The 13107-nt window shown below is 41.6% G+C and carries 5 protein-coding genes; 4 read left to right on the top strand and 1 reads right to left on the bottom strand.

Going from position 1 to position 13107, the window contains the following annotated elements:
• Positions 1-5 precede the first annotated feature (5 nt).
• The gene (locus ACHFIY_RS00240; protein ID WP_410844024.1) at positions 6-2078 is read left to right on the top strand and encodes an FG-GAP-like repeat-containing protein; all 2073 of its coding nucleotides are present in this window, start codon (positions 6-8) and stop codon (positions 2076-2078) included.
• 273 nt (positions 2079-2351) lie between these two features.
• Positions 2352-3587, top strand: coding sequence for a T9SS type A sorting domain-containing protein (locus ACHFIY_RS00235; RefSeq protein WP_410844023.1), 1236 nt, complete (start codon positions 2352-2354; stop codon positions 3585-3587).
• A 937-nt stretch (positions 3588-4524) separates the two neighbouring features.
• Here the strand turns inward: ACHFIY_RS00235 and ACHFIY_RS00230 are convergent.
• The gene (locus tag ACHFIY_RS00230) at positions 4525-4704 is read right to left on the bottom strand and encodes a hypothetical protein (protein ID WP_410844022.1); all 180 of its coding nucleotides are present in this window, start codon (positions 4702-4704) and stop codon (positions 4525-4527) included.
• Positions 4705-4829: 125 nt separating this feature from the next.
• Between ACHFIY_RS00230 and ACHFIY_RS00225 the strand changes: the two genes are divergently transcribed.
• Together ACHFIY_RS00225 and ACHFIY_RS00220 are read left to right on the top strand one after the other, a co-directional pair.
• Positions 4830-11606 (top strand): PKD domain-containing protein, encoded by a 6777-nt coding sequence (locus ACHFIY_RS00225; RefSeq protein ID WP_410844021.1) that lies wholly within the window; start codon positions 4830-4832, stop codon positions 11604-11606.
• Between the two features lie 268 nt (positions 11607-11874).
• On the top strand, positions 11875-12930 hold the full coding sequence (locus tag ACHFIY_RS00220) for a PorP/SprF family type IX secretion system membrane protein (protein WP_410844020.1): 1056 nt from the start codon (positions 11875-11877) through the stop codon (positions 12928-12930).
• Positions 12931-13107: the final 177 nt, after the last annotated feature.

The raw sequence follows: 13107 nt of genomic DNA, 5'->3' as shown, positions 1-13107 counted from the left end.
AAAACATGAAACAATATTTTAAATATAACAAACAATTTCACCAGCAAAAACCTTTGCCTTTTTTTGGTACTTTATTGCTGCTTTTAATTGCCATGGCGTCAAAAGCACAGCCTATTATAACTGCTTTTGCTCCTGCCAGTGGGGCAGTGGGCACTGCTGTTACCATTACAGGCAGTAATTTTAATACAGATACCGCAAGTAACATCGTGTTTTTTGGTGCTACCCGTGCTTCTGTAACCAATGCTTCTGTAACTAGCTTGGTTGCAGTAATACCTGCTGGGGCTACTTATCAGCCTATATCGGTGGTTAACACGGCCACAAACCTTATTGGCAGTTCAGCAATACCATTTTCTGTAACTTTCAATAGCGGCATTGGGCAAGCCCTTACGGCTGCTTCTTTTAGTGCAAAAGCAGATTTTGCAACGGGCAGCAACCCTGCGGGCATTGTGGCAATAGCCGATATAGATGGCGATGGCAATGCAGACATGGTGGTTTTAAACAGGGCTACCAACACATTCGCTATCCTTAAAAACACTTCAACTGTCGGCAAAACAGCCTTTGCTGCCAAAGTGGATTTTGCCACAGACTCTACGCCAAGTGCCATAGCCATTGGCGATTTAGATGGGGATGGTAAGCAAGATATTGTTATCACGAGCCTATTTGCCAATAAAATAGCTGTTTATAAAAATACGGCAACCAAGGGCGTTATCAATGCTAGTTCTTTGGGTGCTAAAGTCAATTTTATTTCAGATACGCTGTCAATGCCAACAGGTGTTGCCATTGGTGACTTGGACGGCGATGGCAAGCCAGATATTGCAGTGGCCAATAGTTATAGCAATACGGTATCTGTTTTAAGAAACATAGCTAAAACGGGCATCATTGATTCTAGTTCTTTTGCTCCTGCAGTTGATTTTACAACGGGTTTAGGGCCATCTTCCGTAGCAATTGCAGATTTGAATGGGGATAATAAACTTGATTTAATTGTTTCAAACCTGAATGCGAAAACCATCTCTGTTTTTAAGAATACAACAACGGGGGATAGCATCACCACGGCTTCTTTTGCAAAGAAGATAGACTTTAGTGTAGGCACCTGTCCTTACACGCTTGCCACAGGCGATTTAAATGGCGATGGTAAATTGGATATTGTAGTTGCCAACCAAACCACCAATACCATATCTATACTAACAAACAAGGTAAATGCTGGCAAAATAGACTCAGCAGCCTTTGCTGCCAAGTTCGATTTGCCTTCTTATGGCTCATCGCCTTATAGCGTGTCTGTGGGTAATATTGACAGCGACACGCTGCCAGATATTGTAGTGGCCAATTTGGTAAGCAATAATATTGCGGTTATAAAAAATGTTTATACCGCTGGCATCCTTAGTGCTGCTTCCTTTGCCAAGGGTGTTCCCATTGCCACTGGCAATTATCCTTTTTCTGCCGCTATTGCCGATATTGATGGTGACGGGCAAGCAGATTTAGCTGTGCCTAATTATGGCAAAAATGTAGTTTCTGTTTACCATAATATGTTGTCTAATATACTGCCCATTTCTTTTTTAAATTTTACTGGGCAGTACCAAAGCCCGGGCAATGCACTTTTGAAATGGGAAACAGGAATAGAAATAAACACTGCTTATTACATTGTTCTCCGTAGCATTGATGGCGTGGCATTTAATGAAGTGGGCAGGGCAAAAGTGCAGGGTGCTGGTTACCAGTATAGCTATACAGATGCCTTGCCATTGGCAAACAAGGCTGCTGTTGTTTATTACCGTATAGAGGGTGTAGATAATGATGGTAAAAAAACATATAGCAACACAGTTGCGATAAATGCAGATAAAAAACTTGCTTTTGCAATCTTCCCCAACCCTGCGAAGTATGTTATAAACATACAAATAAGCAGTACAAGCAGTATAGATGGCTTGGTATTGATAACCGATTTTGCTGGCCATGCTGTTTACACAGGCAAATTACTGCAAACTTCCCCACAACAAATCCCAGTTGCTTCTTTTGCAAAAGGGGCTTATTCCGTAACCATTTTTACTCCATCGGGCAAGCAAACAAAACAAGTAGTGATAAAATAGTAAAAATATTAACCGCAAAGTCCCGAAGGGGTGTCATATACTAGCGATGGGTGTAGCCCATCGCATAAAATAAAGTATGACACTAATGCACGAATAGCACTAATATTTTTTTCCTAGTGGTTAGTGAGACACCAACCACTAGGAAAAGGTATAGGGTAGAAAAAGTATAGGTTTATGTGGGTATAGCAGCACAGGGCAGGATAGTTATAGGCATACTCCTAAATATCTTTACAACATAAATACAAACTTATAATTTTTTAAAAAAACGCCATTATGAAATCAATTTCTACTTTGCGGTTGCTTGCCGTGATAGCAGCAACAGGGGTTAGCCTCCACTTGTCAGCACAATCAGATTCTGCCGTTTGGACAAACGTTACAAAACCCCCCACTAATTATCCCAAAAATGCTTTTGACTCGGGCGGTTTCAGTAGTTCAAGGTTAACAGTTGATACTTGTGCTTATGTAAGGATTGGTGTTTCTAAAACTTTAAAGCCAAAAGCAGGTATTAATGCCCCCTTTGACATTGCTACTTATTCCATGCGCACATTTGCCCCAACAGATACAGGTGCCAACAACTTGAAGGTAGATCCAGCATCTGGATTTTGGGAAGGAAACTCAACCGTTGAAGGCATTCCTAGCAGGTACATTGAATTTGCGGTGCACCCTACTACTAATTTGTTCATGACAGGCATTAAGGTATCCATGGTAAGCACGGGTGGTGCTGCTGTTACAGCTGATTTTTATTATTCTACCGATAATTGGGCTACTTCAAACCTGCTTATTTTGGGTAAAGACCAGTTACTGTCTAAAGATACTATAAGGACTTTTAACATTCAGGTTTCAGATGTTTTGGTTGTAGCGGGTGGTTCTTTCAAGGTTAGGTTATTGCCGTACAATGCTTCTAAAGCGGCATCAAAGGGCAAAGCCTTAGGTTTTGAGAACTTTGTTATTTATGCAAATACAACGCCGCTTCCTGTTAAGTTTTCTGCTGTTAGTGCAAGCAGGGTAAACAACCAATCGGTAATCAACTGGGTTTCTGAAGGCGAGGTGAATGTGGCAAGCTATGCGGTTGAAAAATCTACCAATGGCATTGAGTTTAAACAAGCAGGTACTGTACCTGCTTCCAGCAGAAAGAATTATTCCTTTACCGATCCTGCCCCTGCAAGCGGCGTTAACTACTACAGGATTAAATCAATTGATAAAAATGGTGCTGTAACTTATAGTTCTATTTTAAAAGTGTTGTTCCAAACCAAAGGCGGCGTTACTGTGTTCCCTAACCCAGTAGCAAACCACCAGTTAAACCTACAGGTAGATGGTTTTGATGCGGGCAATTACGCTGTTAATATTTATAGCATCAGTGGGCAAAAAGTTGCTTCTAAAGCTATCAATTTGGTAGGTAGTTCCTTGTCTCAAGCAGTAACATTACCTGCTTCTATTAAAGCTGGTACATATGAATTAGAATTTACCAATGGTGCAACAAGGGTTGTAAAAACAATTGCTGTGCAATAATTAACTTTTTTGTTTATCATGATTGGGACGGGGGCCGGATATTATCCGGCCCTTTTTTTAGTTCGGTAAAGTAGCCACGAAGGTAGGAAGGCACTAAGTAGCACAAAACAGAATTATAAATTAGGAATTGGGTGCATTTCAAAATTTCGCTTTTTGTTGTTTTCAATTTGGCAGAAGCACGAAATATTTAATCCTGCTTATAATATAAGCCAACCCCTGCTGTTTGCTGCCCAGCAAGCATCCTATATGGGGGAAATTTTGGATGCTCATGGGAGCATATTTCCCCCATATAGGATTTTTATTTTGGGCTATATACCTATTCATGCCAATTTTACATTAAAGGAGCATAGGGGCATCTTGGCCTTACCTCCCGATTCGGATGTTGGTTGGCTTAGGAAAATGATAATCCACCATCAAAATCTTATCAGTTTCTTATCAATATATTATCATTCTACTATAATAAAACTATCATTCTATTATCGATACATGATCATAAAATTCACTTAAATTATAATAAAAAATGAGGCTTAAAAAACTTAATGAACTGAATGTCAATGAGTTATAGTCAAAAAAGGGAAGTAACAAAAAAAATAAATCACCGAAAAATAAAAAATAGCCCAGTTCAAATATTCACTTAGGTCTTCTAATTCTCTCATTTGTTCTTGCCCCCTCTCCCTTTGGAGAGGGTTGGGGTGAGGTCGGGGTTTGTAGTGATGTTTACATGCTTTAGGGCAACATTTGCTTCAATCAGATTTGTGTATATATTCTAGCTTCTAAAAGGGGTAAGGGTTGGGACTTGCAAAATCAACCCTAGTGTTCTTATAGCAATTAGGCAAAAAATACAGCAGGTTGCAAAAGCAGCATTGTGCAGGATAGTTAGGTTGCTTAAAGTGTTTAATCTTGTGTATCGGTTAGGTGATTCTTTCGTGCTGTTGTTTTAAATGGGTGTAGCTTCACCGTAATTGCTGATAAACGATTGTTTGAAATAGATTATTGCTGTATTGCCGTTGCCATGAATAAGCGCCGTATGAACAATTTGCATCCTTTTTTTTGATGATGATTTATCTAGTGTAATGATAGCCTGTAATGCAGGTGTATCGTGCATTGCTTTGCCCATTTTTATAAACTGGATTTAATATTTGCCATTAGCATTAAAAAACATGGCTGGCTTGCCACAATGGATATAAAGATTTGCCGTGCCGATGTTTCAATAAATAATTATTACTTAAGTATCCCCTGACTATGAGCATTTGTAATTTTTCCTTTTCGTGCCGCCTACAGTTTATAAAGGTTGCTGTATTGTCGCTTGCAGTGGTGTTGTTTGCAGGAGCAGCAAAGGCACAGCAATTGGCCACATGGACATTGAATAAAACCAACACAAGCAATGCTAGCGGAGTAGCTGCTAGCGTTAATGCTGGGGTGTTTTCCGCAGACCCAACTTTTTCTGGTGGTTATTCTGCCACAACTGGCTTCAAAGTTAAACAAAGCCTGATTTGGCCATCTAGCCACCCAGCTAACAATACTTTTAACCTTGATTTTCCGCTATCCCCAAAAGCTGGTTCTGACTTAACTATAACTGGTATTAGCTTTCAGGTGCCGGCACTAAGTATTCCTTCAGGTAAAACTGTCTCTTTGTTGGTAACACCCTATTACCAAATAGATGGGGCAGGAAGTTGGCAGCAGATTGCGCCAGCACAAGCCGTTGATTCAGCAACTTTAGGAACAACTATCAGTTTTGGCACTTTAAACCAACCTTTCTACAACACGCATACTTATGTAGTAAGGATGTATGTTACCAGTACTACTGGTGCTACCAAGAATGATAATTTCAATATTTTAAATGTAATTTTTGCTGGCACAGCAACTGTGGCATCTTCAAAGCCTATTGTGGTTACTTCCACAGCGGTTAAATCAGCAACAGCACCTAAGTATGCGGGTACTGCCACAGGCACTTATTCAATTACTGGCTCTCAATTGGTTAACCAAAGCGGCGTTTGCTGGAACACAACAGGTGCACCACTTTCGCCAGTGGCTTCTTTACCTACTAAAACTACCGATGGCAGCAATGGTATTATTAATAGCACTATCACAGGGCTAAGTGCCGCTACTACCTATTTTGTAAGGGCTTACGCTATTACGCAACTAGATACCATTTATGGTGCAGAATTGAGTTTTAAAACCGACCCTTTTACAGTACCAAGCGTTATTACTAATCAGCCAGCTGCAAATGTATTGTCTAACAAAGCTACGGTAGGGGGTACCATTGTTGATAGCGGTGGATTGCCAATTACAAATAAAGTGATTAATTATGGCACAAGCATGGCCTCGCTTGCCAATACGGCTACGCCACTTGTAAATACTGGTAGCACCCCTTATACGCAAGTGGTAAGAAAATTGCTACCCAATACAAAATACTATTACCAAGCATGTGCTACCAATAACCAAGGAACAGGCTGTGGCAATATAGATTCCTTTACTACTAAGGGGGCAGTTCCTACATTGGCTACAAACACAGGCTCAATAGATTTTGGCGATATAATTTATAATATTAATGCACCAGTTTTAAGTTATACATTAACTGGTGCAAACCTTAGCCCTGCGGCAGATAGTATTACTATTAATCTATCCCCTGCTGCTGGTTTTATTGTTTCTAGTTCTGCCAGCACATTTCCTGCTGCGCCTGTATCCTCTTTTAAGATACCTTATACGGGGGGGAAGTTCACAAAAGTGATTTACGTAAAATTATTGACAAATAACTATGGCACTTTTGTAAGTGCTATATCACATTCTGGGGGCGGTACAGCTGCCCAAGATGCAGATTCAGTAAGTCTTACGGCTAATATTATTCCTTCACCCGATCAGTTGTCTAATACGGGTACTGATTTTTGGACTGGGTTTGCTTTTCAGAATAATATGGAGTCCCAACCGAGTGATGGGGCTGCTGCTCAGATGTCAATTTATATTGCCGCTGGGAATACAGATGCAAATGTTAGTATTGAACTTCCAGGAATTTCTGGAGCCGTTGGTTTCCCACAAACATGGATGATACCAGCTAATACTGTAAAGGAAATTAAAAATTTCCCGATTGGAGCAATTGATCAATTTAATTCAGGAAATGCCCCTGATTCTAGATTGTATTTTACTGGTATTAGTAATAGGGGGGTACATATCAAAAGTTTAAATGGAGTTCCTGTTGCTGTATGGATGCATACTTATACAACTAATAACTCTGCTGGGGCAACAATGGTGTTTCCAACAAATACATGGGGGTCAGCGTATAGTGTTCAAGCATATGGGGGTACTACAAATTCAGGTAATGCAAGTTCTTTCTTTTTTGTAATTGCGAAAGACGATAACACGCAAATTGAATTTACACCCAGTAATGATATTGTTGATTCTAGTGCTGCAACAATTTTTAAAGAAGCCAATATCCCTTCTAATGTTAAATACGCAAAAGGATCAACTTACGCTATAACTTTAAATAAAGGGCAGATTTTTAATGCAATGGCTTTTGTTCAAGGGACAGGAAGTGGCACGGCAATTGGGCTTGATTTGAGCGGAACAACAGTTAAAACAGTTGATTGCTCTAAAAAGATAGCCGTTTTTGGCGGTAGTGGAAGAGTATTAGTTGCTACTAAAACAAATCTTGTAGGTCAAGGATCTGACAATTTAGTTCAGCAAATGTTTCCGAAAGTTGCTTGGGGTACTAAATACCTTACTGTCCCAACTAAAACGATGGAATATAATGTTTTTCGTATCAATGTTCAAGATGCTAACACAAAAGTTTGGGTAAATAGTCCGATTCATACTGCTGCTACTGCTTTGCTTGCTTCTCAGTATAATAGCCAAGGTCAATATTATCCAATTGAAGGTAACCAACCTAATATAATAGAAAGTGATAAGCCAATATCTGTTACTCAGTTTATAATAGCTGGATCAGCCCCCGATGGTAAAAATAAGACAACCCACCCAGACATTGGAAATGGTGGATTAGGAGATCCTGAGATGATAATTTTAAGCCCAGTTCAACAAGCGATAAATTCATCAACAGTTTATTCTTCTAATTTTAAAAATGGTGGTTCTGGCGGTAGTTATATTAATGTGGTAATAAAAAATGAAGGGGTAGCTAGTTTTAAACTTGATAATAAGCAAACTGCGGATACTGGTATTAGCAGTTACTCAAAAATTGGTGTTCCAGGTATTTATGGTTCTAGTTCCAACACTAATATACCAATGAAAAATGTATTTAAAGTGCACCCCGGTGATCCAAGCTATTCTTATGCGAAGTTTAAAGTAACTACTGGTTTTTCGCATACTTTAACTTCTAATGTGGCTTTTAATGCCATTGCTTATGGAATGGATGATGGTGAAAGTTATGGGTACAATGCTGGTACTGCTATTAATAACTTGTCATCTATTAAAATAGCCAAGAACCCTTTTGGTAATGACACATCAAGCTCAGTGATTAAGACTTGCAAGGACAACTTTGTTACCCTTGCTATTGCACTGCCTTATTTGCCATCAAAAGTAGATAAGATTGTTTGGACTGTACCTAACAATTCCAATATCAACCTAAGTGGGTCTTCCAATACTGGCCCAATGATGACAGACCCAAATAATCCTGCTAAGCAATATGCCGATACCAGCGGCACTATTGTAGTGGATGGGCAAACCTTCTATATTTATACTTGCCCAGTCCAATATAAATTTAGCGACTATGGGTTTTATCCAATTGTTGCTACTGCTTATGGTACATTTGCAAGTGAATGTGGTGGCACCGATGCTCAAAAAATATATGTGCAGGTAACTGGTGACAATGTTGACTTTACGGCAGTGGCAGCAGGTTGCGGCAGCAAAAATGTAACTTTTACAGATAACTCAACGTCTATTGCAGGTTCTACCATTGTAAAATGGAACTGGGATTTTGGTGATCACACATCAGAGTCTGTTACCAATGCGGCAAACCCTAACCCTACCGTGAACCCACATGTTTACCCTGCACTTAGTGCTTATACGGCTAAGCTTACTACCTTTAGTAGTTTGGGCTGCACGTCTGAATTTAGTGTTAACTTTGATTTAGCCTTTGGCATCAAAGCCAAGTTTGGCATGGATATGGATACTTTGTGCCCTGGTTCAACCGTAACATTCTCTGATAGTTCTTCTGCCAATGCAGCAAGAAGGGTATGGGATTTTGGTGAGCCAACTAGCGGTGGTGCAAACAATGCTTCTAATTTAGCAAACCCAACGCACCAATACCAAACTCCCGGCAAGCATGTGATTACCTTGCAAGTGTTTACCTCGGGCGGTTGTAAAAGTTTAGTATATTCTGACTCAGTATTTGTTTCGCCATTGCCAAAGCCAGGCTTTAGTTTTAAGGGCGTTTGCTTGCCTGGCAGCACCACATTTACCAATACAAGCGATTTTGCAACGGGCTTCCAGCCATATAGTTATGTTTGGGATTTTGGCGACAACACGCCCACCACTACTACCGTGGATGGTGTACACACTTATCTAACCTCTTCTAGCGGCGGATATACTGTGAAGTTGGTAGCCACTAATGCCTTTGGCTGCAAGGATAGCATTACCCAAACGGCTGCCAATATATTCGATAAGCCCAAAGCTGCCTTTACAGCAGACCTTCAAACTTGCTTCGGCGATTCAACCAAGTTTAGCGATATAAGCACGGCCAATAAGCAAACCATTACCAAATGGAACTGGGACTTTGGTGAGCGAGCTAGTGCAAGCAACAGTTCTAACCTGCCAAGCCCCAAGCACAAATATGGCACTATAAACAGCTTCACGGTAAAGTTTTCCATAAGTACTGATCAAGGGTGCATGAGCGACACGGCAACGCAGGTTATAAAAATTAACCCATTGCCTACGCCGGGCTTTATATTGCCAGGCAGTTGCCTAGGTAGCGGCACGGTTACATTTACAGATAAAGCTACCATTGCCCCAGACGATGGCACGCAACAGCCATTTACCTACCTCTGGACTTTTGGCGACCCTAAGTCTGGCAACAACGATACTATCAGGACGGCAACCAATGTGCAGCACGATTACACGGCAGCAGGCATAGGCACTTATTCCGTTATACAAAAGGTAACCACGCTGCATGGCTGCTCCGCAGCAGATACGGTGCCATTTCAAATTGCTGGCTCCAAGCCAATACCTAGTTTTGCAATGGTAAATGGCAGCAAGTTGTGCAGCAATGTGGATGTGCAGTTGACAGATAATTCCACTATTGCCATAGGCAAGATAAATACCGTACAGATTATTTGGGATGTGGTAAATAACCCATCTGTAATATTTACAGACAACTCGCCATCAAACGGGGCGGCGGGCAGCAGCAAAACCTATACAAACAAATACCCTGTTTCCACAACCGATAAAACATATACGGTAAGGTTGATTGCTGCTGCTGGTAGCAGTTGCAAGGATTCTATTACGCAAACCATTACCGTGCATGGCATACCGCATGTGGTTTTTGTAAGCCAAGTTGGCATTTGTGCCAATGCAACCGCACGGCTAATAACTGGGGCCACGGAAACCACGGGGCAAGCTGGTAATCCTGGATTTACCTATTCTGGATCGGGTGTTAGCGGCACATCGTTCAACCCTGCAACGGCTACGGTTGGTGCTAATTTGGTGCAGGCATTATATACTACCGGCTTTGGTTGCCAAGATTCTGCCAAGCAGCCTATTAACGTATGGCCATTGCCCGTGCCAGATTTTGTTTACTCCAGCACTACTTGCGTAAATGGCGTTATCAGCTTTACTGATAAATCGACTGCGGGCATTGGCAACATAAAAGCATTGGCATGGAACTTTGCCGATGCGGCAAATGCCACGGCAGCAAACCCCAACACGGCAACTGGCTCACCAGTGTCGCATAAATATATCACGGCCGCTACCTATGCGGTTGCACTTACTGTAACCAACGACAGTGGGTGTGTGGTAACTACGCCTAAGAATGTGGTGGTAAACGCTTTGCCTACGGCAGATTTCAAGTTGCCTACCAATGGTATTTGCTTGCCTGATGGAAACGGCACGTTTACCGATGCTTCCACACCTGCTGGTTTGAATTGTTTATGGGATTTTGGCGATGCCAACAACACGGCTACATCTGCCTCGCATATAGCTACGCATAAATTTAGTGCAGTGGCCGATTACCAAATTACCTTAACGGTAACAGTGCCAGGCACTGGTTGTTCCAACACAACAACCAAGACCCTGCCGTCTACAAGTATCCATCCGCAGCCAGCAGAAGCATATATTGTTAACCCTGCTAGTTTAAGTGTTTGCTTAGGCGAACCGATAACCGTTACAGACAAAAGCCCTGGCACGGTTAAAGAAAACCATTGGAATTTTGGGGACAATACAACGGGTACTACCCCTATTGCTACCCTTAATTATAAAGATAGCGGCAGCTACCCTATATCCCATTATATCGTAGACAATTTTGGCTGCCCCAGCACTACTCGGGTACAAACAGTAGTGGTACACGGGTTACCAGTAGTAAATGCTGACCTTAAACAGTATATACTGCTTGGGCGTTCTGCAAGGCTGCAGGCAACAGCTAAGGGCAGTGGGCTTACATACCAGTGGGTGCCAAATATTTCATCGGCATACTTAGATGACCCTGCTTTGCTGAAACCGCTATGCACCCCGCTTACAGATGTAACCTATACGCTTACCGTAACAGCAGCAGGTGGTTGCAAGAACACTACCCAAGTAGATGTGGTGTTGCTAAAACAACCACTTATCCCAAATGCGTTTTCGCCCAATGGCGATAATATTAACGAGAAATGGAATATACCCAATCTAGAACGCTTCCAGTTTGCTAGCGTGCATATATATAACCGGTATGGGCAATTGGTTTTCCAAGAGGATGGTTACACCGTGCCATGGGATGGCACATCTAATGGCAAGCCACTGCCAGTAGGTACTTACTATTATATCATCGACCCGAAAAACGGTGTTGAAAAATTGAGTGGCAGTGTTACTATAATAAGGTAAAATTATTATTACTCACCACATAGGCACATGGTACACATAGGGAAGAAAAAGAAAAAAAGAGAAAACATAGTACTTGGCTTGCCTTTTTAGCTTCCGTAGGCATTTAAAAAGTTGGAAATAAGGTTAAAATCTATGTCATCTTTCTTTTACTCGCTAAAATCTATGTGTGCTACTGTGTCTATGTGGTGAAATTGTACCTGAATAGTAAAGTTAAATTATACCTACGTAGTAAGTATTATTTTATATTTGAAACATTAAACAAATTGGTGTGAAAAAAATTGTGCTCTCATTTTCCCTTTTTGCTTGCCTAGGTTTTGCCAAGGCGCAGCAAAGGCCATACTATACCCAATATATTTTAAATAATTACCTCATTAACCCAGCCGTGGCAGGTATCGATAATTATACCGACATCAAAGCCAGCCACCGTGTGCAGTGGGTGGGGCTTACGGATGCCCCGGTAACTACTTACCTTACCATTAGTGCGCCTACAAAAAAGAAATTGTACGATATAGATAGGGAAACCCCCACCAGCGTTTACCCAAGTGGCACTAACAATATGCTTGGTGGCACACCCTACCAGCCACCAGATTCGCATGGTGGGGTTGGCTTTACCATTTTGAACGACAAAACGGGTCCGCTGAATCGCTTTGCGGCTTATGGTACTTATGCTTACCACCTCAACCTTACCAGCACCACCAATCTGGCACTGGGCGTAAGCGCTGGCATCACGCAGATGAGCCTTGATGCCAGCAAGCTAAACTTCGATGGTAGTGCCAACGGCACTGGTGGGGGCAGCGACCCTGCCGTGGGTACAAGCACGGGCATATTGAACAAGATAAACCCCGACATTAGTGCCGGGCTATGGTTGTATTCCAAGAATTATTTCATAGGGCTTGCAGCGCAGCAAATAGTGCCAGACAAATTGTATTTTACTGATTATTCTAATAGTAGCGACTCTGTAAAAACAGTAGGCAAGTTTGTGCCGCATATTTTTGCACAAGCGGGCTACAAGTTTGAGCTGGACGAGGACCTTACGCTTTTGCCTAGCGTGCTGGTTCGTTATATAAGCCCATTGCCAGTTGGTTTTGACATTAACACAAAGCTGGAATACCAAAACAAGATTTGGGTAGGGGGTGGCTACCGCTACCAGGATGGCTTCACGGCAATGCTTGGCTTGAACATCAATTATTCTATCAACATTGGTTATTCTTACGATTATACCACGTCTGCCCTTAATGCCATCAGCAGGGGCACGCACGAAATATTGGTCGGGTTTTTAATTGGCAATAAATACGATGATTATGCTCCACGACATGCGTGGTAATAAGTAGTAAGTGGTAAGTTGAGGCAGGGATCGCCCCTGCCAATAGCCAATCTTTGTAGGTAAAATCCTATATAGGTTGGCTATTGTTTTTCAATATAAATGGTAACAAAAATCACAGCACACCAATGCTTGATAAGATTGCCAAAACAATTTTCCCAATATTGCAGTTTACTATCA

Origin of the sequence: Parasediminibacterium schistidii (assembly GCF_046546515.1) — a bacterium.
GTDB lineage: Bacteria > Bacteroidota > Bacteroidia > Chitinophagales > Chitinophagaceae > Parasediminibacterium.
Note: the sequence above shows the minus strand (reverse complement) of the source record. Positions and strands in the feature narration are given on the sequence as shown.

Coding starts and splice junctions, on each gene's coding strand:
- ACHFIY_RS00230 (WP_410844022.1), bottom strand. CDS start 4,704: ATGGGCAAAGCAATGCACGATACACCTGCATTACAGGCTATCATTACA.
- ACHFIY_RS00240 (WP_410844024.1), top strand. CDS start 6: ATGAAACAATATTTTAAATATAACAAACAATTTCACCAGCAAAAACCT.
- ACHFIY_RS00225 (WP_410844021.1), top strand. CDS start 4,830: ATGAGCATTTGTAATTTTTCCTTTTCGTGCCGCCTACAGTTTATAAAG.
- ACHFIY_RS00235 (WP_410844023.1), top strand. CDS start 2,352: ATGAAATCAATTTCTACTTTGCGGTTGCTTGCCGTGATAGCAGCAACA.